Consider the following 23,146-nt stretch of genomic DNA (forward strand, 5'->3'; position numbering starts at 1 on the left):
CTAATCTATATCCCAACTATCCCATATTGGTTACACACGTGAGTACGTTTGAATAAGTTTGGTTAACTTTTTCAGTGTTGCTGGTTCAATATCTGGTGTTACACCATGACCTAAGTTAAAGACATGGCCATTGGCAGTCTTGCCTTCATCTAAAATTGCTTTTGTGCGCTCTTCAATTGTTTGCCAATCAGATAGCAATATTGCTGGATCCAAATTACCTTGTAAAACCTTGGTAACTCCCATTTGTCTTGCTTCTGTAATGGATGTTCGCCAATCTAATCCAATCACATCAACAGGCAAATCATTCCACTCTAATAGCAAATGCCTTGCACCTACACCAAATAAAATTAATGGGACATTTTCCTGTTTTAGCTCTGTAAAAATCCGCTGCATCACTGGTTTGATATATTTTCGATAATCAGCTGCATTTAGTGCACCTACCCACGAATCAAAAATCTGAATCGCTCTTGCACCTGCGTGGATTTGTGCTTTTACATACGCGATAATCATATCAGCCAACTTATCCATCAGCGGAAACCAAACATCAGGGCTTTTATACATAAATGCCTTCGTCTTATTATAATTTTTTGATGGGCCACCTTCAATCATGTAGCTTGCTAGCGTAAATGGTGCACCACTAAAACCAATTAACGGGACGCTTAGTTGTTCTTCCGTAAGCAAACGAATCGTGTCCAATACATATGGCACATCCGCTTCAGGGTTGATCGCACCCAATTTTTCGACATCCTGAAAATTTCGGATTGGATTGTGAATAACTGGTCCCACGTTCTTTTTTATCTCGACATCGATACCAATCGCTGGAAGTGGTGACATGATGTCTTTGTACAAGATAGCCGCATCTGTATGATAATGTTCGACAGGCAGGCGTGTTACATAGGCACATAATTCAGGCTGATGGGTAATTTCAAATAACGAGTATTTTTCCTTTAGTTCACGGTATTCTTTTTGGGACCTACCAGCTTGCCGCATATACCAGGCCGGTGTATAATCCGTTTTTTCACCTTGATATGCTCTAATTATCGTGTCATTCATTTGTTTTGACATTTTATTCATCCTTTTCACATCTTTTGCTTGTAAATGACAGAAATTATTCCAATTACACATTGTGACTTATTGAACATCTAGCATTTACTATAGCGATTTCCAATCTTTCTGTATAGCGAAGCACGTTAATTGTCATTAATTTGTCTCAATTATAAGGTCAGTTCAACTGTGTTCGATTTTTTTCCTTCGACTTTTGTTAGCGGATCATATGGGACCACATAATAACGTTCGGATCGAAGTAAGGACATATTATCAATAATGAATTCATTCCCATCCTTCACAACTCCGATTCGTTTATCAATCCCTTCCTCATTTTCCTGGTAAATATGGTAAACAACCCGGTCGTCCTCAGCATCAGACCACGATAATCTACCTTTCACAAGCGAAAGACCACCAAACGTATAATCTGCCTTAGCAGTAATAGATTCTGGCAAATTAATTGGCCTTGGTACATCCTCCACATTGTCCGGTTGCTTAAAAGTTGTTTGTAATGATACTTGCTTATCTAATTCGCTTAATATCTTTTTTGTCAGTTCTGTGGGATATTCACTACCGCCAGTTAGATAATGATTTGCATCTGACTTATCATATCCCATCCATAATGCACTAACATATTGTGGTGTATACCCAACAAACCAAGCATCTTTATTTTTACCTTCAACATATGGGTGTTGCGTCGAACCAGTCTTTCCGGCTAGCGCATTTGCATATTCACCCTTACTTGCCGTTCCATTAGCAACAGTTTCCTGTAAGATCTCAGTTATATTCCACGCAACTTGTCTGTTAAATACCGTTTTTCCAGAAGGCTCTGCTTGAAAAATCAAATCATTTTCCTGATTGTAAATTCGGTCAATCGAATTCGTTTCGATTATTTTTCCATCATGTGCAAAGGTGCGATAGCTTTTCACCATATCAAGTGGCGTCAAACCCTGTTCCAACCCACCAAGTGCAATAGCTAAACCATCATCCGGTAGCGTAATATCCATTTTTTCCAAATAATCTTTTGCATACGGTATACCAATTTGATCAAGTAGCCAGACAGCAGGAGCATTTTTTGATTCAACAAGCGCTTCATATATCGACACCGCTCCATCATATTGATCATCATAATTCGTTGCAGTATACCCGTTACGTTCGATTTTTTGATCGGGTATCAAGGAATATGGTTGATAGTTACCTTTCATCATCGCCGGTGCATATACTGCAATTGGCTTCATTGTGGAACCGGGTTGACGTTTAACTGTCACGCGATTAAGTTCTCCTAATTGATAATCCCTACCACCAATCGCTGCGACAATTTCCCCATTACTTTGATCCATCATGACAAAAGCACCTTGTACACCTGTCGTATTTCCCGGGAAATAGTCATCGTTTTTAAATTGTTCATAGGCAATTTGTTGGACTGCCTCGTCCATATTCACCACAATTCGATAGCCACCACGCTTTAATTCATTGATTGACAGTTGATACTCTTCTGCGGCTTCTTTCATTACTAAGTCAACATAGCTGTCAACAGACGGATTTTCTGTTTGTTTTTTCACATTCAAGCCTAATGTTTTCCCTTGCTCTTGAACACGTTTCTTCGTTGACATCATACCTGCATCATCCATTGCTTTTAATACGATATTTCTTCGTGTTAATGCCTTTTCTGGATGGTCAATCGGGGAATAACCATTCGGCGCTTTTGCCATTCCAGCTAAAAGTGCGCCTTCTGATACAGACAACTCTGTAGCTGGTTTAGAAAAAAACAATTGTGATGCTGTTTCAATTCCATAGACACCACGACCGAAATACATTTGATTCAAATATAATTCCAGTATTTTTTCTTTTGAAAAATTGCGTTCTAAGTATATTGCTGCCATGACTTCTTTTGTTTTACGCATCCATGTTTTGTCATTGGATAAGAACAAATTTTTGGACACTTGCTGGGTTATCGTGCTCGCACCTTCAACCTTACTCATTGCGATAATATCTTTAAATACAGCCCGAAATGCTGATTTAAAATCGACACCAGCATGCTCGTAAAATCTTCTGTCCTCGATAGCGATAAACGCATTTTCCACATGATCAGGTACATCTTCAATTGCTATCAAATTTCTGTTTTCATGATATAATGAAGCTATAACTTCCCCTTCTTGTGTCTCAATTGTTGTCGTCGAATCCAACAGCAAATCTTGTTCATCGACAACTAGGCTTCCACCGAATAAAATAACTAGGTAGCCAAGTAATCCAAAAAATAAAATAAATCCAACAATGAAAGTTGGCCACTTTATATGATTCGGTATTGCTTTCAGCCGTTTCATTACCGTGTTATTCTTACTGTTCATAGTTCACCCCTAAAATGATTGCATCACGCAATCGCTTTGTATAGTATACGACATATTTCAACAAACCGAAAGTAATAATACTTACTATTAGATAATAATTATTATAATTATATAGGAGATTAATCACCAATTGTAAAGGGTATAATGTGGACGAAACATTTTTTGAGAGGAGAATGTAACATGAATGCTTATATGACAAATGGAACGTATGACTTTTTAACAAAACTACAGGAAAAATATCCGAAGATCAACTTCTTTTATATGTCCAGTGGTTCAAGTACGCTTGCTTATTACGAAGGACAGCAGAAGGATGTTTTTGCTGCCGGCAGGGAATATGAAGCTATCGAAACTAACGGAGAGGTCAAACAAAGCGGATTCATTGTGATGAACAATATTCCGGTAACTGATGATGGAACTGCCATGTTTGAGGAACGTTTTAAACAGCGGCAAAGTGAACTTAACAAAATGCCTGGTTTCCAAGCATTTCGTCTATTAAGGCCTAAAAAAGGAAACACATATGTTGTTTTAACACAATGGGCATCAGAGAACGACTTCAATAACTGGAAAAACTCCGATTCATTTAAAAAACAGCACCAAGCTGGGCCTACAAAACCACCTGCATTTTTTGCAGATAAACCATTTATTACGAGTTATCATATGATTGATCCTAATAAAAACTAGTTGATAGTTATGAATAAAAAACAAAAATGGCTTCACATATAACTGTGCAGCCGTTTTTTATTCTAATTATTTTTCAAACTCAACGTATCAACTTATTCCGATGCACATAAACTGCTGCCTGTGTGCGGTCGTTGACAGCTAATTTTCCCAATATGTTGCTGACGTGCGTTTTGACTGTTTTCGTACCAATATACAATTTTTCACTAATTTCCTGATTGGTCATTCCATTTCCGATACAAAGAAGTACCTCCAATTCCCTATCTGTCAGATCTTCGTGAGGCTTTTTTGCTGCCGAACGAAAAGTTGTCATCATCTTGCTGGCAACTTTTGATTCGATCACTGTTTCACCCTTGGCCGCCTTTTTGATTGCTTTTGTAATCTCCTCGGCTGACGAAGTTTTTAAAATATAACTGAATGCGCCTGCTTCAATCGCTGGGAAAACCTGCTCATCGTCATAATAGCTTGTGAGAATAATAATCTTACAATCAGGTAATTCATCCATAATTTGTTGTGTTGCTTCAATACCCGTACCATTTTCCATGATTAAATCCATTAAGACAACATCCGGCTTTTCCTCCAAGACGATCCTTGCCCCTTCATTCCCACTTGCTGCCTCACCGATCACTTCAAGCGCATCATCTGTTCGTAAATAAGCGATAATTCCTTTACGGACAATTTCATGATCATCAACAACTACTACTCGAATCATACTACTTCCTCCTTCTTAACAAGGAATACGGATATCAATATAAGTACCTTCTCCCTCGTTTGACCGTACAACAAACGTACCACCTAATTCCTCAGCACGTTCCTTCATGGTTTTTAATCCGTATGACGTCTTTCGATCCGTATCCTGCTCAATAGTAAAACCAGTGCCATTGTCACCGATATGCAAAAATAATTCATTTTCCCTCTTGTTCAACTGTAAGGTAACCTCAGTCGCATTCGCATGTCGCAATATGTTTGAGATTGATTCTTGAATAATTCGAAACACATGCTCTTCCGTTGTTTCGGATAATGTCAGGTCATCATCTATGAACAGACGGAAATCAATGGTGCTTTTTTGCTTCAACTCGTTAATTAGTTTTTTCACACCTGTGGAAAGAGCTTCTCCTGATAAATGTACAGGACGAAGGTGTAACAATAATGCCCGCATTTCTGTTTGTGCTTTTAATGCTGCAGTCGCTACCTCCTGCATCTGTTCTTTAGCAATTTCCGGCTTTTTCTCCATTTGCCTTACCGCTGCTTCTGACATCATCGTCAGCGCAAATAATTGCTGGCTAACAGCATCATGAAGGTCGCGTGCTAATCGTTGACGCTCTTCAATCACTGCAGCTTTATGTGCTGATTTTGCAAAATCTGCCTTTTCATCGGCCATTCGCTGCAAGGATTTTACTTGGTTTTGCAATTTTTCGCCTAACGCATTCAGTTCATTAGCGATTCTCGTAATTTCGTCTCCTTCATTAAAGTAGATCATTCGTGAACTATAGTTTCCGTTAGCAAATTGCGTAATCAAAACAGATAGATAATCGACACGTTCCTTTATATCACTGCTAGATTTAAATCCGGCATAAAAGGAAATAATAATACCTAAAAAAATGTACAATAATACATAAACAAAAATACTTGTTGCATTTAACCAAGCTGGTGCAAATAATACATATATCGACAATAATAACGATAAAAGTGTAACCGTTGTTAAAAATAAACCATATAAATGGGAGCGAATATAACTAAAGCGTATGCTGCTAAGCCGTTTAATCATGATTTCTCCCCCTTTTACACCACATCAACACGGATGGATCCTGCTTTTAACTTTAACTTAATATCTAACTTGCGGATTGCCGTTTCATAATTCGTTGACTCATACAAAATGCTGCGGTTCATTCCATCAGCTGTCTGGTCAAGGATGTTAATTTCCCCGGCTTTCACTGATGCGTCAACACGAAATGCGACATGTTCCGGTAACAAAATTTGTACATCACCAGCCCAACTGTTGATGGTAATCGGAATCTCTTTTTCAGGAATAAACGCTTTGGAAAAGTCAATATAATAATCTCCCGCCGCATTCCATAAATCCATTGGTTCTACTTTCCAATTTTGTTTCTTAAATTCATAATCACCAATTGAAAATCGATGTGTCCGCTTATTATAAGTTTCTTTCTTATCATCTTTCACGTGAACATGAGGCCTATGTTTCCTTCTTGGCTTAATAATACTGTAACCAATATAAATAATTAATAATGGCCAAAGCTTTATAATGTCGGAAAATGTAAAATCAATAATTGCTAATTCACCTAAAAGTAAGAGACCGCCAAAGATAACGAATAAAGAACCAAAAATCCAGCTGCCTCCTTTATATTTGAAGTCATCGATAAACAACTTCAAGCCAAGCAGAAGTAAAATCAGCGGAATAATTAAATTCCAGTAATCGTTAATCTGAAAATCGATGATCCCGATATTTGCTAAAACCAAAGCTGCACCAAGTATAATTAGTCCAACTGCCAATATATATCGAAACATAACACCCCTCCTTTATTGATCTTTTCGTAACCAATGTTGTTATCTAACCCTAAGCCGGAATATCTTTATCCTATCACATCATATAAAAATGAATAACGATCTATAGTTTAATTTCATCTCCGTCTCAAGTCGGAGTTATTCAAGAACGGAGCCTTAGTACATATTCATAAACCTTAATCCATAAAAATAAGAAAATAAAACCAAATACAAATCCTGCTAATACATCAGTCAAATAATGTACGCGGATCATGTAGCGACTAATTCCAATTGCGAAAATAAGAATAGTTCCACTAATTTGCATGATGAGAACGGTTTTTGCTGTCTTCAGTTTGTGCGTCATAAAATAAATCAACAACCCATAACACACCATCGAAATCATCGCGTGTCCGGATGGAAAACTATATCCTTCAGCATCAGCCGCTGCAAAAATACGTGGACGTTCTCTTGCAACACTTACTTTTATGCCAATATTTATAACGTAGCTAAGCAGAATACCGCCAACAAACATGAAACAGACAAACCAATTACGATAAATCCACCATAATAGGGCACCTGCAAATATGGTGAACGGCATCAGAAAACTGCTTGATCCTAGTTCTGTCAGCCAACGAAATAAAAAATATAAATTCGTTTCATCTAATGCTTCCACAAAATCCCTTGTCCATTGATCAACAAATGGGACTACACCATTTTTAATTTTCACTACCCATAGTAATGATGTGAATAACAAGAGCATGAATAGAAGAAGATAGAAATAGCGTCTTTTATAGGACATAACCCGAAACCTCCTAATTCCCATCATACTTTAAAATAGATGTTTAGACTATGTCATTTCGGGAATCCACATTATATAAATAAAATACTTACGTAAGGTTGGGATAAATAATGAATGAGGATTTAAAACAACTGATTGACGGATTAAATGTAGACTTATCACATGAATATGGTGCAGCAATACAATACACGTATAGTGCATCAGTCGTATCAGGATTATACCGGTCTGCTCTAAAACCATTCTTTGAAAGTGAAATCAACGATGAAATGGGACATGCTGCATACTTGTCGGAAAAAATCAGTGCACTGGGCGGAACACCAACAACAAAATCTGCTGAAGTTGAACAGCCAACTGAAGTGAAGGCCTTGCTAGAAGCAACATTAAAAGCAGAGAGTGCCACAATTGATCGCTATGAACAGCGTAAACAACAAGCTGCTGATCTAGGTTATACGGAACTTGTAGTGAAACTTGAGGATCTAATAGCTGATGAAACACATCATAAAGAAGAAGTGGAACGCTTACTTGCTGATCCAAGATTTTCTTAAGACATACTTTTCCCCTTTTATGGATAGCTGTTATTACAAGGCTATCCTTTTTCCTTTGCTTTTTCGCTTCAAAAAAGTGCTATAATATTAGCAAGTCTAAATATTGGGGGAATTATGGTCATGTTAGAAAAAATACATAAAGCAATTGACGATCTTTACCCGGAAATGGTAGAGACACGAAGATATTTGCATCAACATCCTGAGTTATCCTTCCAAGAAACAAAAACTGCAACATTCATAGCAAATTTTTATAAAGAATTAGGGATTCCTTACCAAGCTAACGTTGGCGGCAATGGTGTTATTGCTACATTAAAAGGTGGCAAACCCGGTAAAACAATTGCATTAAGAGCTGATTTCGATGCACTACCGATTCAAGAAGAAAATGATGTACCCTATAAATCAACTGTTGATGGTGTAATGCATGCATGTGGACATGATGGCCATACAGCTACATTATTAGCACTTGCTAAGGCTGTTCTACCTTTTCAACAAGACATTCCTGGTACAATTATCTTTTTACACCAGTTTGCTGAGGAATATGCACCAGGTGGGGCAAAACCAATGATAGAAGCAGGAGCACTAAACGGTGTTGACGCCGTTTTCGGTACACACTTATGGGCAACGACACCACTTGGCGTTCTGCAAACATCTAAAAGTACCTTTATGGCTGGTGCCGATCGCTTTGAAATAACGATCCAAGGAAAAGGCGGACACGGTGGTTATCCACACGAAACAAATGATGCGATCGTAATTGGCACACAACTTATTTCGCAGCTCCAACAAATCGTTTCAAGACGAATAGATCCTTTGGGAACTGCTGTCGTCACAGTTGGTATATTTGAAGCAGGTAGTGCCTTTAATATCATCGCTGATAAGGCAAGGTTGGTCGGCACAGTTCGCCACATTGATGCGGTTATTCAGGAACAAATTATTACGGAAATAGAAAAGATTACCAAAGGAGTTTGTGTAGCACATGATGCTTCTTTTACACTAAATTATGAAAAAGGTTACCCACCATTAGTGAATCACGAAAAAGAAGCGGGATTCGTTATTGAAGCAAGCAAACAAATTAGTGAAATTAACCAAAGTGAATATGTGTTACCCGTTATGGGTGGCGAAGATTTCGCGTATTATATGCAGGAACGACCCGGTGCTTATTTCTTTACCGGAGCTAAAAAAGAAAGCAACCCATATCCACATCATCATCCAAAGTTTGATATTGATGAACGGGCATTACCAATTGCAGCGAAGACATTAATCGAAGTATATTTTAACTACCAGCGACAAAGTTAGACTAAAAAGAGGTTATCACAGGTGAAAATACCTAAGATAACCTCTTTTTTACATTAATACAAGCTGCGGATAGCAACTAACATCGCGAAAACAGCCTACGTTAATTTCTGTTTTACATATCCGTTAATAAACAGGTAATTAAACAATAATCCCCCTACTAATGTGATTCCAAATCCTTGATAATCGGCAAAGAATAAGAAAATACCAGCATAGATAAATGTCTGAATAAATGTTAGCTGAAACAGCCATTTTAGAACAGCTTGTTGCCTGTACTGCTTAGAAACCGGATAAAGATCAAGCCAAATATTCGTCCGATGATGCTGATACAATGTCATCATCTGAAAACTACTCATATATAAAAATAATAACGCAAAAATGATTTTCATCCAGTCATTTGGCACGAAATAAATGATAAGTCCACCAATTACAATTAAACGCAGATACATTCCTAAATAATCACCACTACGGATGAACGTGATGCGATACAAATAATCAAAGGTGGATTTTTGCTGAAAAGGAACTCGATCAACAAGCGACACAAGCCAATGCCTTTTCTTCACCCGATTTTTCAAGTGTGGAACATCTATAAACATGTTGGCAATCCGGTAAAAAAACTGCATCCGATTACGGTCCTTTTCCACTAATAAATCCCAGACAATACCTGCTTGTTTTCGAGAAACGCGTAAGTCATACAAAAATACACAGATAAACAGAATTGTTGCAATGGACGCAAGGATCATATCGCCGTGAAGGAAGAAATAAAATACTGCACAGTTAAGCAGCAATCGTGCCAAGGTGTCAACCTGTCTGATCCCTGGTTCCCTAATTTTCAACATCCACCAATTTGCTAAAAGATTCCATACTTCAAAAATTAGCACCACAGCAATTGTAATTAAATAAACCTGACCACTGCGTTCTGGATATGATGCAAAATAAAGTGGTCCAAACGCTGCTGCTGTTAGCAAAATTAAGTACAGCTGGATGACAAAGCTATAAATTAATGCATTGCGAAAATAAGCACCCATCTTATGTTCCGCCGCAATTAAGAAAACTAAATCCGGCTCTTGCAGCAATGTTCGAACTGGACTGTAACTTACCAATAGGCCAAGTACAATGCCGATTATCCATGCTGTCGGAAAATTTGCTGGTAAATCGGCTAACCACTGTTGGTAATAATAAGCAAGTGCAGATATAAAAAACAGCATAGCAACCGCTAAATGTTCATTAAATATATATTTTAAGTAACGGCTTGTCTCTTTTAAATGCGCTGAGAACAGTTTTTTAAAAAATGCATGGGAATCAAACATGGCTTTCTTCCTTTGTCAATTGAACATATAAATCATCCAATGTAGCATCAGGCATTTGAAAATCAGTTCGCAATTCAGCAAGTGTCCCAATTGCCCGAATTTTGCCATCATGTAAAATAACAAATCGATCACAATAGCGCTCCGCTGTTGCTAAAATATGGGTTGACATTAAGACACCTGAACCATTTGCCTTCATTTCATCCATTAATTGGAGATATGACTGAATGCCTAGTGGGTCTAAGCCAACAAAAGGTTCATCAACAATGTATAGTGGCGGTTCAATTAAAAATGCGCACATAATCATTACTTTTTGCCGCATGCCTTTGGAAAAATGAACCGGAAACCATTTTAATTTTTTCTCCATACGAAATTCCTTTAAGAGGGGTTGCAATCTCTTTTCAAACAAATCTTCCGGAATATCATAGGCCATTGCTGTTAAGCGAAGATGTTCGTACAATGTTAATTCATCGTATAATATCGGCATTTCAGGTATGTATGCCATTTGATTCCGATAAACTTCCGGATTTTCTTCAAATGTTTTTCCATTGACCGAAACCATCCCTTTTTTAGCCTGCATCAAGCCGATAATATGTTTAATTGTTGTACTCTTTCCGGCACCATTTAACCCGATTAATCCAACGATCTCATTGGGAAAAACATCAAATGAAATGCCATGCAGTACATTTTTATGTGTATAGCCACCATGAAGGTTATCAATATGCAGCAAAGGTTTCACGAAACTTCCTCCTATATCAGTAAGCGCAAGCATGGCAAATCCCGCCCGCGCCAGACGTCAATCGCCTATCTAAAATTTTACCATTTATCATTGCTAAAGCCAAAACAAACTGTGCAAGGAAATTCGACAAAAAAAGAATTTAAATAGATGTGTATAAAAAAGTTAATACCGGCACAAACTAGTTATTGAAGAACGGGGATGGTTCACTACAAAAAATTTTCGTGTGAAAACAAATGAGGTGTTGGTGATGGGAACACTAATATGAATTTGTATATTAACACAAAAATGAGGTGTTGGTGAAAGATATTCTAATGAAATAAAACCCTTCTGCCAGAATTCATCCCAAGGACTTCCTTGAGATGCTGACAAAAAGGTTTTTGTAATCAAGTTATAAGCCAAGCGGCCGATTAACAACATTACTAAAGTCCCCAACGTTAGATCATATCGATATCCTCGTTCTTCAAAAACAGGCTAGCCCCGCCAAGGGCTAGTCCTGTTTGTTTTTGTGGACTTTTAGAACAACCTCTTGTAAAAAGACAGAAAACTTTACATACTTGACCATTCCTATATACAATAAGAGAAACGAAATGAAGGAGGAATTTATGATGCCACATGAAGATTGTATTTTTTGTAAGATCATTAATGGAGAAATTCCCTCAGCAAAAGTGTATGAGGACGATCACGTGTATGCCTTTCTTGATATTAGTCAAGTAACAAAAGGTCACACATTAGTTATACCAAAAACACATACAAAAAACATTTATGAGACACCACCCGAAGTTGCTAAGGAATTATTTGCCCGTATCCCGAAGATTGCCAATGCGATCAAAGAAGTATACCAGCCTATTGGGATGAACCTATTGAACAACAATGAAGCACCAGCTGAACAATCCGTTTTCCACTTACATATTCATATCATCCCACGCTATGGAAAAGGTGATGGTTATAATTTGGGCTGGACAACACATGAAGACGCCTATACACCAGATGACTTGCAACAAATAGCTAAGGAAATTAATGAAGGAATTTAATTGTATTTGAAATTGATGCTTTTTATTTAGTATGTTATTTGATATAATTACAATAAGTTTCTGCAACTGGCGATGAGCGCACAGTTGGGAAGTGAATTAGCATTAGCTGAGAAGAGGAGAGATACAAGTGAATACGAGAGTTTTAGTTATTTTATCATTACTTGTAGGAATTGGTGCAGTACTGCACGCAGTTGTACCAGCAATTTTATTCGGAATGAAGCCTGATATGTTGTTAACAATGATGTTTTTAGGAATTATGTTATTTCCGAAGACTAAATATGTTGTCCTATTAGCAATTGTAACGGGGATATTATCTGCTTTGACAACATTAGTACCAGGTGGGCAAGTAGCTAATATGATTGATAAACCAATCACAGCACTTTTATTTTTTGGCTTGTTCTTATTCATCAGAAATAAAATGAGCGGCAATATTAGTGCCCCTATCTTAACAGCAATTGGCACCATTATTAGTGGATCTATTTTCATAAGTTCCGCACTTTACATTGTTGGATTAATGGATGGCGCGTTTACGGCATTATTTTTAACTATTGTCTTGCCTACTGCTGTGGTAAACACGATCGTCATGATTGTGATTTATCCAGTTGTCCAACGAATCCTAAAAAGAACACATTTAATTACTATTCCGTAATTTATACGAGACTAAATTTTAATAATCCTCTGGCACATGCCTGTCAGAGGGTTTTTTACGAACAAAAGCGTAAGCGCCCGTTAAGCGACGTACGGACTGGACTGAACCGTAGGAGATAAAGGAAACATGCCCCTGCAAAAGGGGTATGCCGGCGTTGGGCGCAAAGCCCGGTTTTAGACGGCCTTCCTTTAGACTCGAACCGATGTTGACTTATCGTACGGAGGTGAGGGAAGTCTCGCTAGGCGCTGGGCGCTGGAGCTGGACGTGGCTTGTCCTGCCCGATAACAAACTAGAGCCAAACATTATCTTTTCTCTCAAAGAATAGATAATAGTTGTAGGACCCCGGAAAATTGGGTCAATCTCCCTTTTTCCTTATACTTTTTTTCAGAAAACCTTTATAATGAATATATACATCACATATTACCTCTATTCATACGTTTACTAATCCGGTGAAAAGAGGAAAACATATTCTAAACTAGTTAATTGAAAGGAGTATCACGTTATGGCTAATGGCAGGTCATTATTATTAGGGTTTGTAGTTGGAGGCGTTGTTAGTGCTACTGCTACACTACTAAGTACACCTTCCTCTGGTAAAGATTTGCGAATCCGTGCAAAACAGCAAGGTGTTGAATGGAAACAGATGATTGCTAATTTAAGACGAGATGGAATGCGATTAAAAGAACAAATTACCTCTACTTCAAAAGAGGGTGCAACATTAGTTAAAGAGTTAACAAAAGAAATGATGGTTTCAGTCCAGGATTGGAAAGAATCAGTTGGGCCACATCAAGAAAATATTCAGCGATACTTAGAACAGATCGAGTCCAGCTTAAAAGACCTAGAGGATAAAATGCAAAATCAGCAAGAAACATATTAAAAATAAGTGGAAACACGATACAAAAATAAGCAATAAAAATGAACGTATTTGTTGAATAACAGTAAAAACGGGTTATCTACTTTAAGATAACCCGTTTTTTAATTACATAGCACATAGTAGGTACTACGTTTTAACTTAAATAAATACCAACGTGTTCCGGTTCAATAAGACTATATTTTTGCACCTTTTAAATATAAACAAGAAAGCTGTCCTGAATTTTACAGGACAGCTTTTTTTATCTTATTATTCAGTTACGCCTTTTGTCCACTCATCTACAAGGTCCTGATTTTCATCAAGAAACTTACTTATAACGTCTGCAGGTTCTTCACCATTATGGATTGGACCCATTAGAGAGTCTAATAGTTCATAGTCAGAAGAAAATTGTTCTAATACTTTGTATGCTGCTGGTGATTTTTCTTCAAAATCTTTGTTGGCAACAATATCAATGTGGTCTCCATCGCCACCATAGATTTCATCAGGATCCTCTAGCATTTTCAGATCCATTTCAGCAAATGCCCAGTGCGGCTTCCAAAGTGGTACGATAATTGGTTCTTCATTTTCCATTTTTGATTGCAATTCGGATAGCATAGCAGCTTCTGAACTTGATGTTAGCTCCCATTTATCTAGGCCATAATTTTTCAATGCCTTTTCGGTGTTTTGCATGATTCCTGCGCCAGGGTCAATACCTACAATTTGCCAGTCAACTGATTCGCCAAGTTCGTCATTGCCCTTCAAATCTTCAATCGAGTTAACGTCTTCCATATATGATGGAACTGTTAATGCTAATGGTGCCTTATCAATAACTTGATTAACATTAACTAAATCATCTTGATACTTTTCCCAATAAGATTGGTGTGTAGCTGGAAGCCAAGCTGCTGCCGTAAAGTCTGCTGAACCATCAGCAACACTTGACCACATTGGGCCTGCTTCAACTTGCTTAAGTTCTACATCATAACCAACTTCTTCAAGTACCTGGCCAATCAATTCAGTACGTGCAACAGCTCCTGCCCACGCAACATATGGTACTGTAAGCTCTTTTTCACCAAGTTCCACACCGTTGTCACTACCACCAGTATTACCGCTGTCGTCATCACTGCTTTCTTCGCTATCTCCACCACCACATGCTGCAAGTGTAATAGCCAGCACAAGCGCTGCTGTTAATCCTAAAAATCGTAACTTCTTAAACATAAGAAATAGTCCCTCCTAAAATTTTTATGATTATATATTAAGGATTTTAGTCCATACAATAGGACTAATATCCTAAATCATACTACTTTTTGTTTACCCCTTGTGTAATACGGTCAAGTAACATTGCCAATATAACTAGGGAAAGTCCACCCTCAAAGCCAGGTCCGATTGCAACCTGTGTTACTGCTCTATATACAACTGTTCCAAGACCTGGTGCCCCTACCATTGAGGCGATTACAACCATCGATAATGAAAGCATAATCGTTTGGTTAATGCCGGCCATGATTGTCGGCATAGCAAGCGGTATCTGAACCTTTTTCAACCTTTGTCCAGTTGTAGAACCAAATGCGTTTGCTGCTTCAATTAGTTCTGCATCAACCTGCCTGATACCGAGGTTTGCCAGCCTGACTGTCGGAGGCATGGAGAAGATAATTGTTGCAATTACCCCAGGTACCATACCTAGGCTGAAGAAGACAACAGCCGGAATCAAGTAGACAAATGCAGGCATCGTCTGCATAAAATCAAGTATAGGTGTAATAACCGACTGAACTGCTGATTTTTGCGACATCCAAATACCAATTGGAATCCCAATAATCATCGAAATCACAACCGAGACAACGACTAGTGATAACGTTTCAATCGTTTCAGTCCAATATCCCAGATTATTAATAAGACCAAGACCAATAAGTGCAAATAGACCGAGTTTCCAGTCTACAATCCACCACGCAAGCAGTGCAATTAGTACAATTAGCACTATCGCTGGCACAAGTCCCAACAGCCAAACAGAATTCTCAGTAATAAATTCAACAACTGCTGAAATTGTGTCAAAAAAGGCTGCTAAATAGGTAGTTAAAAAATCAACTAATGATTGAACCCATTCATCTAATGGAAGTTTTGGAAAAAGTGCACCCTCATTATCCATTTACTTCTTCACCCCCATTTCCATTTAACACTTGACCATTACCAGCAAGTGCACCAATTACAGAACCTCGAACAACAATTCCGACCAATCTTCCCTCGTCATCTAAAACGGATAGCGGGGCCTTGTCATCAGACATTGGTTCAAACATATCAGCTAATAATGTATCCTTTTGCACTGTCGGTATGTCCGGTGTTAAAACATCTTTTAAGCTCTTGTTCTCTTTAGCGGCAATAGCTGCCTGATCTGCTGTTACATAGCCAAGTAATTTCTTCTTCTTATCGACAACATAAATTGTTGAAACACCATAATCTTTCATTAGTTTTAGTGCTACCTTTGCACCTTTATCAACAGCTATACTTTCGGCACGCTTCATGATATGTCCTGCTGTAAGTACCTTTGAAAGGTCAACATCCTCAACGAAGCGTTCAACATAATCGTTGGCCGGATCCATCAAAATCTCTTCAGCTGTACCGACCTGAACGATGGAGCCGTCTTTCATTAATGCAATCCGATCACCGATACGTAATGCCTCATTCAAGTCATGCGTAATAAAGATGATTGTTTTGTTTACTGATTGCTGTAAATCCATTAACTCATCTTGCATGTCCTTACGAATTAATGGATCAAGTGCACTAAATGCTTCATCCATTAATAAGATATCTGGATCATTTGCTAATGCTCTTGCCAAACCGACACGTTGTTGCATACCGCCGGAAAGTTCATTCGGATATTTATCCAGATAACCTCCCAAACCTACTAATTCAAGTGCTTCACGCGCATTTTTTTCGCGTTCCTCTTTATTTACCCCTTGAATCTCCAGTCCGTATTCGGTATTTCGCAGAATCGTCTTATGAGGAAGCAAAGCAAAATTCTGAAAAACCATACTCATCTTTTTTCTGCGCATATTTCGTAGCTGGTCTTTATTCATTCTCGCTACGTTTTCATCACCAAGCCAAATCTCACCTGAAGTTGGTTCGATTAAACGATTAAGCATACGAACAAGTGTTGATTTACCACTTCCAGACAACCCCATAATAACGAAAACTTCGCCATCATTAACCTCGAATGATGCCTGATTAACGCCCACAGTCATTCCAGTTAACTTGAGTATCTCATCTTTAGTTTTATTTTGATCAAGGTATTTGATGGCCTGTTTCGGGCGTTTCCCGAAAATCTTTGTTAAGTTATTAACCTTAATTTTACCCATTTTGTCACCTCACAAATTCTATAATTCTAGTTTTACTTTGAAGAAGTAGTTTTTAAAGTAAACTCGAGCTATCCAAACCTCTAGGCGATGGTGACTACCTAGCTTAACTTATACTAAATCCGTAAAAATTTTAGCTGCATTTAGAATTTTTAGCGCAAAATTTTTATACTTTATTCAGTGCAAGAATAAGGGAAACAGCCGTTGTTTGTTTGCTAAAAACTTTAGTAGATTTTAACCCCAACTAATGAACTGTATTAATGCTATTTCTTTAATAAAGGACAAAAGTCTTAAAACTTTTCTATTAGATCGAAACATGAAACAGCCTAAATAGGATTTTAACTGCCATCGCATCGTCCACTCTTAATACTATATATCTAAACCCTTTCTAATTTCAAACATTAAATTCCGCTGATTTTGTATATTTTTTTCGTACAGTTTATTCTGTACGTACTTTTTATTGAGATTCCTTTTAATTACTCCAATTTCCTCTAATTTTCTATCCAATTACATGTTTTCAATATTTTTCATTTTGTTGTAACCTTTTATATAGCAACGCTTTTAGGAGGATTTTATGTTCGAACAACGAAATGAAGCAATCACAAATAAAATCATCAGTGAGTTTGCCAAAACAATCGAAATGTTTGATTTATCTTCATCTGAAGCGCGTCTGTTCGCTTTTTTATATTTGAGAGAGCATCCCATGACATTGGATGAAATGAGCGAGTCATTAGGAAAAAGCAAAACATCTATGAGTACAAGTGTTAGGAGTTTACTAGACTTGAATCTTGTTACACGTGTGTGGAGAAAAGGGGTACGAAAAGATTTATATCAAGCAAATACACATTTATTTAAATCATTTATGAACGCATCGATAACGAAATGGATTGATGCCACAAACCATCAGCGTGATTCATTGGAGGAATTGGTTGAAAAAGTGAAATCACAACATTCCGACCAGCAAGGGAATAAAGAACTCGTTGCAATTGAAAACCAACTAACTCTAATCATTGAATTCCATCAGCAAATTGAGAAAGCATTCAGGGACATGAAAAATGAGGATACCTAAACCAAATTTGTTTAAGTTATGAAACGCTTGAGCATAATTAATTAAACAGCATGTCCCAAAAGGAACCGTTTCTACTCGTAATTCCCCTCTTTTGGGACACTCCACCCTATAATTCATCACATTCCACAATTCGAATAAATTCATTCATGAGAGAAGGAAAATAGCCTTCTTTTTTTAATGCAAAAATAGTTTTAGTAGGATCTAACTTTTCTGTAAGCATTCCAGCAAAATGGATCAGCAGTGAAGTGAAATCTAAAAATCCCTCCTCTTTTTGTAAGGCAAATTTTTCATTCAATATATCTAATAATTGAAAAAGGTCATGATACTCCTGATAAGTAATATTATTTTCTATGATCAATTTAATAAAGGGATATTGATTAATGTCAATAAGCTTTGATAATAACTGCAAATGAAAGGCTGTCGTATCGTCTTTTTTTAAGTTGTTCAATCGCTATTTCTCCCCCTTTTTATACCAGAAAATGAATGAGTGAAATCAGCCGAAAAAAAAAGAAAAAATTTATGTTAAAAACCTATTGCTTTTTATGTGAAAACATACTATTATTCTTCGTGGACTTACGATGATTTGTTCACGAATGTTAAGCAAGGAGGGGTCAAAAATGAACTGCTGGAAATCAATTAATTTGAAGAAAGAGTTCGGATTAACCCGTATCTATTTTATTTCATTTTTGATCAGTATAATGGCGTTTATTTTCCTTTATGTACCATTATCCATTATCCATGGATCGACAAAAGTTAATGAGGCTGGTATTATTCCATTCGGCATTGCTTTTATCATGCTGCCTATCATACATTCGTTTATGCATATTTTACCACTAATTCTAACCAATAAACGAACAAAAATGAATATTAAATCAAAAAAAATGTTGTTACCAAAATTAACGTACCATCCAATTGCATATTTATCAAAGCCATTATCTTTATTTGTTTCATTAGCACCAACTCTTTTTATTACGATACCAGGCATTGTTGCTAGCTATTTCTTTGTTGATTATTATGTCTATATTTTATTATTTTCGGCCTTTCATATCGGTATATCATTTACTGATTTTTTATACGTTGTTCATATTACAAAAGCACCCAAAAAATCATTTATCGAAAATGAACATGATGGATTTGTCATATTAGTAAAAGCACAAGATTAACAGGATCTGCAACGTGATTGCAGGTCCTGTTTTTTGGAATGGTACTTTTCACATAAATGGTTACTATTTGGGCCGCGAAGTAATACGGGTGGCGGCGTCCATAGCAACAAAGAATTCGAGCACAGCCTCTCTCTGATAAAGCATATCATTTCAACTATGTACCAAAGATGAGTCTTAAAACAACGCTTCTTTTGTTTCGGAAATAGACAATCCACACTGTTCAGGGCGGCTATATTTTGATACAGTTATAAATATGATACTATAATTACATATTTCGTAACATATGCTATGTCTTATTAGGAGGTTTTTCATGTGATTATTGCTTTTGCAGTTTATGCATTATTTATTCTGTTGATATTTAATTCATTAACAAACAGTTTTTGCCTGAAGATGGAAATGAACCAACATAAACAATCCCGTGTTTTTCGAATGATTAATATTATGATTATCGTCTTACTCATCTCTTCTTATGTAAAAGTATTAAATGTGGTTGGTGTGTAAGTAAAGTTTAAAAATCGAACTGCAGGACTATTTTTTTTTTGGACAAAAATGTGGTATATTTATCATTAGCTTTAAAAATCAATGGAAACAATTAGATTAGGAGTGTTCGATTAATGAAAAAACTAGCAATTGCACTTACACTTTCAGCTGGTGTCCTTGGCTTATCTGCCTGTTCAAACGGTGATGATTCGGAAGCTGTCGTTGAAACAGATGCAGGCAATGTAACAAAAGACGAGTTTTACCAAGCCTTAAAAGATGAATACGGTGATGCTGTATTAAATCAGATGGTAACAGAAAAGGTTTTAGAGGATAAATATGACGTGTCAGATAAAGAAATAGATAAAGAAGTAAAAAAAGCAAAAGATCAATTAGGTGATCAATTCGAAATGGCCTTGCAGCAACAAGGAATTAAAGATGAAGATGATTTCCGTAATAAATTGCGCCTCAGTCTCTTACAAGAAGCTGCTGTATCAGAAGACATTAAAATTAGTGATGATGAAATAAAAGAGCGATATGAACGGATGAAAACTGAAATAGAAGCACAACACATTTTGGTTGAAGATGAAAAGACAGCTAAAAAAGTCGAGAAAAAGCTTGATGAAGGTGGAGATTTTGCTAAATTAGCAAAAGAATATTCAACCGATAAGGCAACTGCTGAAAAAGGCGGCGACCTTGGTTACTTCTCAGTTGGTAAAATGGACCCTGCCTTTGAAGATGCTGCATACAGCTTAGAAAAAGGTGAAATTAGTGATCCTGTTAAGTCACAATTCGGTTATCATATCATTAAAGTAACGGACAAGCGTGATAAAGATGAAGACATCGGCAAATTTAAAGATATGAAAGATGATATTCGTCGTGACATTCTAAATCAAAAAATTGATCCACAGAAAGCACAAGATAAAATTTCTGGTCTGCTTGAAGACGCAGATATTAAAGTAGAAGATGAACAATTTGAAGGTCTCTTCAAAACTGCAGACGACCAAAAAGATGATTCGAAAAAAGAAGATAAATAAATGAACAACAAAGGAGGCAAGTGCTTACGATGCACTGCCTCCTTTTTTTAAGACATATTTCGTTGTTGTTTATTTCTTCGTTCTGCTTCCATTCGTTCTATATACACATTTCCTTCACGCTCAATAAATTGGTGTTCCAGTTTTTTTTCGGCACGTATTGCTCGAAAGGCCATATATCCGCTCAAAAAGATAAAAAGAATTATCATAAATACCCACCAAGGCACTCCAGCGATCATTTACTTGTCCCCCTTGTCCATCATCTACCACATGTATATGTACAAAGGAGTGGAATTATTCGTCTTCAAATAAAGGTTTATAAAATTGGCGATTGTCCATAGCAAATAACCGCTCGGTAAATTCACCAGGTTTAACTTTCGATAGGGATCGATTTAGCATATTCATTTTGGCATCGATTAAATCAATGAGATGCAATATTTCTGCTTCTCGAACAAGTGGTGGTTTTGGACTTCCCCACTCTGCTTTGCCATGATGGCTTAAAACAAGATGCTGCAAAATCAGTACTTCTTCCCCTTCAATTTGCAATTCTTTCGCAACATGACCAATTTCCTCAACCATCATCGGAATATGTCCAAGTAATTTTCCCTCAATTGTATATTTAGTCGTTACGACACCAGATAATTCCTTCAATTTACCCAAGTCATGCAAAATAATCCCTGCGTATAGTAAATCTTTATTTACATCTGGGTACAATTTATGCACTTCTTTTGCTAGTGCCAGCATACTGACGATATGATGTGCTAACCCTGAAACATATTCATGATGGTTTTTAGATGCTGCGGGATATGTCAACAATGCTTCCTGGTATTTTTTGATAAAAGCTCGTACAATTCGCTGCATTGCTGGATTTTTCATCTCAAAGACAGCCTCTGTAAGTTTCTCCATTAATTCACTTTTTGCAACAGGAGCCTTTTCAACAAATTGGGAAATTTGCACACCATCCGTTGCTTGCGCGATACGAATCCCCATAATTTTCAATTGAGGTTTCCCGCGGAATTGATTGACTTCCCCATTTAATTTAATGATTTGTTCCGGTATATATAGTGTTTCATCCTCTTTTGACACATCCCACAGTTTTGCCTCAATTTCTCCTGTAGCGTCACGTAAAATTAGTGTGAGGAATGGCTTTCCATTACTCGCAACACCCCTTGTCGCATCTTTAATGAGCATAAAGTCATCTACCGAGTCACCTATATTCGAATATCCTATACCTTTTGCCATCGTTCTTCCTCCCCCCTAGAAAAAAATCGGGATTCGCCTCGTCTATTGCAGGTGCCGAATTTTTTCTTATAAAATTTTATATGTCTTAACGTAAGGTCGCTTCTAAAGTTGTTTTTTACATAATAGATATAAAATGCGACGTAACTGCTGGGCTCTTTTCTATAAGTACGCGCATTTGCCGCCGTCCGGGATCGCTCCGGGTGGATGCTTTCCGGAACGGTGGGACAGCAATTTCTTAGTTACGTTGCAGTTTATATCAACTACGAAATTAAAAAGCAACAAACATTACGAAATGAGCCTAACGTAAAAAAGGATTGACTTCAAACAGACGCCAGGCAATAGTTGCTAAAATCGTTTGCTTTACTGTCAATCCTTCCAGATTATTTATTCACTATTTTTTGGAATGTAGTTGAAAATTTCGCCTGTTTCCATCACCCGGATGAACTTCATCAGCCACTTATAATAATTTTGTGCGTAGCGTAGCCGATCAATATCATCGTTAATTTTTATTTTTAATGACTCATCATTTGTTGCCTGTAAAATCTTTTCTAATTCTTCTACTGCTTCATCCGCTTCTTCAATATTCGTTTCCGTATGTTGCCGCCATCTGTTACCAAACAAAGATGTAAATGATTTATACCAGTCATCTTCTGTTTGATATAAATCTTTGCGGATACCCTTTTTAAACGTTGATTCTACCATCTTCATCTCTGAAAGTGCTCGAACACCTGTTGACATACTTGTTTTACTCATTTTTAGAGCCTCTCGCATGTCATCCAACGTCAAGGGTTTCTCGGCAAAATACAACACGCCATATAACCGTCCAACCGATGAAGTTATGCCATACAAATTCATATTTTTGGCGATAACCTGAATGAATTTTTCAATTGTTCCCTCGTACTTTTCCCAATCCTTTGATACCTGTTCCTCTGACAATGGATTTCCCTCCACCTGGTTATTAATCATTAAAGTGCGTGTTCAAAAAGTTGCCAAATTAGAAGCAAGAAGGTCGAGGCGGCGTAGCTTTGAGCCCCGGAGTGT

At 37.2% G+C, this 23,146-nt stretch carries 25 protein-coding genes; 10 read left to right on the top strand and 15 right to left on the bottom strand.

What is annotated here, in order from left to right; translation table 11 throughout:
- Positions 1–30 precede the first annotated feature (30 nt).
- Both hemE and C8270_RS17555 read right to left on the bottom strand, forming a co-directional pair.
- Positions 31–1,065: a uroporphyrinogen decarboxylase gene (gene hemE, locus C8270_RS17550; protein ID WP_106498083.1), complete on the bottom strand. Its 1,035-nt coding sequence runs from the start codon at positions 1,063–1,065 to the stop codon at positions 31–33.
- A gap of 149 nt (positions 1,066–1,214) precedes the next feature.
- Positions 1,215–3,392 carry a transglycosylase domain-containing protein gene (locus tag C8270_RS17555; protein WP_234028588.1) on the bottom strand — a complete coding sequence of 726 codons (2,178 nt, stop codon included), beginning with the start codon at positions 3,390–3,392 and terminating at the stop codon, positions 1,215–1,217.
- 180 nt (positions 3,393–3,572) lie between these two features.
- On the opposite strand from C8270_RS17555, the gene C8270_RS17560 reads away from it, so the two are divergent.
- Complete coding sequence (locus C8270_RS17560) at positions 3,573–4,073, top strand: antibiotic biosynthesis monooxygenase family protein (RefSeq protein WP_106498084.1); 501 nt, start codon at positions 3,573–3,575, stop codon at positions 4,071–4,073.
- Between the two features lie 79 nt (positions 4,074–4,152).
- Here C8270_RS17560 and C8270_RS17565 read toward each other — a convergent pair whose 3' ends face one another.
- The 4 genes from C8270_RS17565 to C8270_RS17580 all read right to left on the bottom strand — a co-directional run bounded on the left by C8270_RS17565 (position 4,153) and on the right by C8270_RS17580 (position 7,371).
- The gene (locus C8270_RS17565; protein ID WP_106498085.1) at positions 4,153–4,782 is read right to left on the bottom strand and encodes a response regulator; all 630 of its coding nucleotides are present in this window, start codon (positions 4,780–4,782) and stop codon (positions 4,153–4,155) included.
- 15 nt (positions 4,783–4,797) lie between these two features.
- A complete protein-coding gene (locus C8270_RS17570) occupies positions 4,798–5,838 on the bottom strand; it encodes a sensor histidine kinase (RefSeq protein ID WP_106498086.1) in 1,041 nt (346 codons plus the stop codon).
- Between the two features lie 14 nt (positions 5,839–5,852).
- Positions 5,853–6,596 carry a cell wall-active antibiotics response protein LiaF gene (liaF, locus tag C8270_RS17575; protein ID WP_106498087.1) on the bottom strand — a complete coding sequence of 248 codons (744 nt, stop codon included), beginning with the start codon at positions 6,594–6,596 and terminating at the stop codon, positions 5,853–5,855.
- A 139-nt stretch (positions 6,597–6,735) separates the two neighbouring features.
- Positions 6,736–7,371 carry a phosphatase PAP2 family protein gene (locus C8270_RS17580; RefSeq protein ID WP_106498088.1) on the bottom strand — a complete coding sequence of 212 codons (636 nt, stop codon included), beginning with the start codon at positions 7,369–7,371 and terminating at the stop codon, positions 6,736–6,738.
- Positions 7,372–7,481: 110 nt separating this feature from the next.
- On the opposite strand from C8270_RS17580, the gene C8270_RS17585 reads away from it, so the two are divergent.
- Together C8270_RS17585 and C8270_RS17590 are read left to right on the top strand one after the other, a co-directional pair.
- A complete protein-coding gene (locus C8270_RS17585) occupies positions 7,482–7,916 on the top strand; it encodes a ferritin-like domain-containing protein (protein ID WP_106498089.1) in 435 nt (144 codons plus the stop codon).
- Between the two features lie 120 nt (positions 7,917–8,036).
- Positions 8,037–9,209, top strand: coding sequence for a M20 family metallopeptidase (locus C8270_RS17590; RefSeq protein WP_106498090.1), 1,173 nt, complete (start codon positions 8,037–8,039; stop codon positions 9,207–9,209).
- Between the two features lie 95 nt (positions 9,210–9,304).
- Here the strand turns inward: C8270_RS17590 and C8270_RS17595 are convergent, their stop codons facing one another.
- Together C8270_RS17595 and C8270_RS17600 are read right to left on the bottom strand one after the other, a co-directional pair.
- Positions 9,305–10,516 carry an ABC transporter permease gene (locus C8270_RS17595; protein WP_106498091.1) on the bottom strand — a complete coding sequence of 404 codons (1,212 nt, stop codon included), beginning with the start codon at positions 10,514–10,516 and terminating at the stop codon, positions 9,305–9,307.
- Positions 10,509–11,252 (bottom strand): ABC transporter ATP-binding protein, encoded by a 744-nt coding sequence (locus C8270_RS17600; RefSeq protein ID WP_106498092.1) that lies wholly within the window; start codon positions 11,250–11,252, stop codon positions 10,509–10,511. The genes C8270_RS17595 and C8270_RS17600 overlap by 8 nt, the downstream gene beginning before the upstream one ends.
- 602 nt (positions 11,253–11,854) lie before the next feature.
- Here C8270_RS17600 and C8270_RS17605 point away from each other — a divergent pair.
- The 3 genes from C8270_RS17605 to C8270_RS17615 all read left to right on the top strand — a co-directional run bounded on the left by C8270_RS17605 (position 11,855) and on the right by C8270_RS17615 (position 13,806).
- The gene (locus C8270_RS17605; RefSeq protein ID WP_267894870.1) at positions 11,855–12,283 is read left to right on the top strand and encodes an HIT family protein; all 429 of its coding nucleotides are present in this window, start codon (positions 11,855–11,857) and stop codon (positions 12,281–12,283) included.
- 127 nt (positions 12,284–12,410) lie between these two features.
- Positions 12,411–12,932, top strand: a complete 522-nt coding sequence (locus tag C8270_RS17610) for a tryptophan transporter (RefSeq protein WP_106498094.1) — start codon at positions 12,411–12,413, stop codon at positions 12,930–12,932.
- 502 nt (positions 12,933–13,434) lie between these two features.
- Entirely contained in the window at positions 13,435–13,806 is a 372-nt protein-coding gene (locus C8270_RS17615; protein ID WP_106498095.1) for a YtxH domain-containing protein, read from the top strand.
- Positions 13,807–14,049: 243 nt separating this feature from the next.
- On the opposite strand, the gene C8270_RS17620 is transcribed toward C8270_RS17615, so the two are convergent.
- The 3 genes from C8270_RS17620 to C8270_RS17630 all read right to left on the bottom strand — a co-directional run bounded on the left by C8270_RS17620 (position 14,050) and on the right by C8270_RS17630 (position 17,123).
- Positions 14,050–14,994 (bottom strand): glycine betaine ABC transporter substrate-binding protein, encoded by a 945-nt coding sequence (locus C8270_RS17620; RefSeq protein ID WP_106498096.1) that lies wholly within the window; start codon positions 14,992–14,994, stop codon positions 14,050–14,052.
- 82 nt (positions 14,995–15,076) lie between these two features.
- Positions 15,077–15,916 (bottom strand): ABC transporter permease, encoded by an 840-nt coding sequence (locus C8270_RS17625; protein WP_106498097.1) that lies wholly within the window; start codon positions 15,914–15,916, stop codon positions 15,077–15,079.
- Complete coding sequence (locus C8270_RS17630; protein ID WP_106498098.1) at positions 15,909–17,123, bottom strand: quaternary amine ABC transporter ATP-binding protein; 1,215 nt, start codon at positions 17,121–17,123, stop codon at positions 15,909–15,911. Before C8270_RS17630 ends, C8270_RS17625 begins: the two co-directional genes overlap by 8 nt.
- Positions 17,124–17,694: 571 nt before the next feature.
- Between C8270_RS17630 and C8270_RS17635 the strand changes: the two genes are divergently transcribed.
- Positions 17,695–18,189 carry a GbsR/MarR family transcriptional regulator gene (locus C8270_RS17635; protein WP_106498099.1) on the top strand — a complete coding sequence of 165 codons (495 nt, stop codon included), beginning with the start codon at positions 17,695–17,697 and terminating at the stop codon, positions 18,187–18,189.
- A 106-nt stretch (positions 18,190–18,295) separates the two neighbouring features.
- Here C8270_RS17635 and C8270_RS17640 read toward each other — a convergent pair whose 3' ends face one another.
- Positions 18,296–18,637, bottom strand: a complete 342-nt coding sequence (locus C8270_RS17640; protein WP_106498100.1) for a DUF1878 family protein — start codon at positions 18,635–18,637, stop codon at positions 18,296–18,298.
- A 169-nt stretch (positions 18,638–18,806) separates the two neighbouring features.
- Here C8270_RS17640 and C8270_RS17645 point away from each other — a divergent pair, with 169 nt between their 5' ends.
- From C8270_RS17645 to C8270_RS17655, 3 genes are all read left to right on the top strand, one after another.
- The gene (locus C8270_RS17645; protein WP_106498101.1) at positions 18,807–19,352 is read left to right on the top strand and encodes a DUF3267 domain-containing protein; all 546 of its coding nucleotides are present in this window, start codon (positions 18,807–18,809) and stop codon (positions 19,350–19,352) included.
- 312 nt (positions 19,353–19,664) lie between these two features.
- The gene (locus C8270_RS17650; RefSeq protein WP_106498102.1) at positions 19,665–19,853 is read left to right on the top strand and encodes a hypothetical protein; all 189 of its coding nucleotides are present in this window, start codon (positions 19,665–19,667) and stop codon (positions 19,851–19,853) included.
- A 113-nt stretch (positions 19,854–19,966) separates the two neighbouring features.
- Positions 19,967–20,866, top strand: a complete 900-nt coding sequence (locus tag C8270_RS17655; protein ID WP_106498103.1) for a peptidylprolyl isomerase — start codon at positions 19,967–19,969, stop codon at positions 20,864–20,866.
- 47 nt (positions 20,867–20,913) lie between these two features.
- Here C8270_RS17655 and C8270_RS17660 read toward each other — a convergent pair whose 3' ends face one another.
- The 3 genes from C8270_RS17660 to C8270_RS17670 all read right to left on the bottom strand — a co-directional run bounded on the left by C8270_RS17660 (position 20,914) and on the right by C8270_RS17670 (position 23,071).
- Entirely contained in the window at positions 20,914–21,102 is a 189-nt protein-coding gene (locus tag C8270_RS17660; RefSeq protein ID WP_106498104.1) for a sporulation YhaL family protein, read from the bottom strand.
- Between the two features lie 55 nt (positions 21,103–21,157).
- Complete coding sequence (yhaM, locus tag C8270_RS17665; protein ID WP_106498105.1) at positions 21,158–22,105, bottom strand: 3'-5' exoribonuclease YhaM; 948 nt, start codon at positions 22,103–22,105, stop codon at positions 21,158–21,160.
- 384 nt (positions 22,106–22,489) lie between these two features.
- Entirely contained in the window at positions 22,490–23,071 is a 582-nt protein-coding gene (locus tag C8270_RS17670) for a GbsR/MarR family transcriptional regulator (RefSeq protein WP_234028589.1), read from the bottom strand.
- Positions 23,072–23,146 lie beyond the last annotated feature (75 nt).

The organism is Lentibacillus sp. Marseille-P4043, assembly GCF_900258515.1.
In the GTDB taxonomy this organism is placed as follows: domain Bacteria; phylum Bacillota; class Bacilli; order Bacillales; family Amphibacillaceae; genus Lentibacillus_C.

Bases quoted from the DNA above. Each gene is read 5' to 3' on its own strand.
- hemE (WP_106498083.1), bottom strand. From the start codon at position 1,065: ATGTCAAAACAAATGAATGACACGATAATTAGAGCATATCAAGGTGAA.
- C8270_RS17555 (WP_234028588.1), bottom strand. From the start codon at position 3,392: ATGAACAGTAAGAATAACACGGTAATGAAACGGCTGAAAGCAATACCG.
- C8270_RS17560 (WP_106498084.1), top strand. From the start codon at position 3,573: ATGAATGCTTATATGACAAATGGAACGTATGACTTTTTAACAAAACTA.
- C8270_RS17565 (WP_106498085.1), bottom strand. From the start codon at position 4,782: ATGATTCGAGTAGTAGTTGTTGATGATCATGAAATTGTCCGTAAAGGA.
- C8270_RS17570 (WP_106498086.1), bottom strand. From the start codon at position 5,838: ATGATTAAACGGCTTAGCAGCATACGCTTTAGTTATATTCGCTCCCAT.
- liaF (WP_106498087.1), bottom strand. From the start codon at position 6,596: ATGTTTCGATATATATTGGCAGTTGGACTAATTATACTTGGTGCAGCT.
- C8270_RS17580 (WP_106498088.1), bottom strand. From the start codon at position 7,371: ATGTCCTATAAAAGACGCTATTTCTATCTTCTTCTATTCATGCTCTTG.
- C8270_RS17585 (WP_106498089.1), top strand. From the start codon at position 7,482: ATGAATGAGGATTTAAAACAACTGATTGACGGATTAAATGTAGACTTA.
- C8270_RS17590 (WP_106498090.1), top strand. From the start codon at position 8,037: ATGTTAGAAAAAATACATAAAGCAATTGACGATCTTTACCCGGAAATG.
- C8270_RS17595 (WP_106498091.1), bottom strand. From the start codon at position 10,516: ATGTTTGATTCCCATGCATTTTTTAAAAAACTGTTCTCAGCGCATTTA.
- C8270_RS17605 (WP_267894870.1), top strand. From the start codon at position 11,855: ATGATGCCACATGAAGATTGTATTTTTTGTAAGATCATTAATGGAGAA.
- C8270_RS17615 (WP_106498095.1), top strand. From the start codon at position 13,435: ATGGCTAATGGCAGGTCATTATTATTAGGGTTTGTAGTTGGAGGCGTT.
- C8270_RS17620 (WP_106498096.1), bottom strand. From the start codon at position 14,994: ATGTTTAAGAAGTTACGATTTTTAGGATTAACAGCAGCGCTTGTGCTG.
- C8270_RS17625 (WP_106498097.1), bottom strand. From the start codon at position 15,916: ATGGATAATGAGGGTGCACTTTTTCCAAAACTTCCATTAGATGAATGG.
- C8270_RS17630 (WP_106498098.1), bottom strand. From the start codon at position 17,123: ATGGGTAAAATTAAGGTTAATAACTTAACAAAGATTTTCGGGAAACGC.
- C8270_RS17635 (WP_106498099.1), top strand. From the start codon at position 17,695: ATGTTCGAACAACGAAATGAAGCAATCACAAATAAAATCATCAGTGAG.
- C8270_RS17645 (WP_106498101.1), top strand. From the start codon at position 18,807: ATGAACTGCTGGAAATCAATTAATTTGAAGAAAGAGTTCGGATTAACC.
- C8270_RS17655 (WP_106498103.1), top strand. From the start codon at position 19,967: ATGAAAAAACTAGCAATTGCACTTACACTTTCAGCTGGTGTCCTTGGC.
- C8270_RS17660 (WP_106498104.1), bottom strand. From the start codon at position 21,102: ATGATCGCTGGAGTGCCTTGGTGGGTATTTATGATAATTCTTTTTATC.
- yhaM (WP_106498105.1), bottom strand. From the start codon at position 22,105: ATGGCAAAAGGTATAGGATATTCGAATATAGGTGACTCGGTAGATGAC.
- C8270_RS17670 (WP_234028589.1), bottom strand. From the start codon at position 23,071: ATGATTAATAACCAGGTGGAGGGAAATCCATTGTCAGAGGAACAGGTA.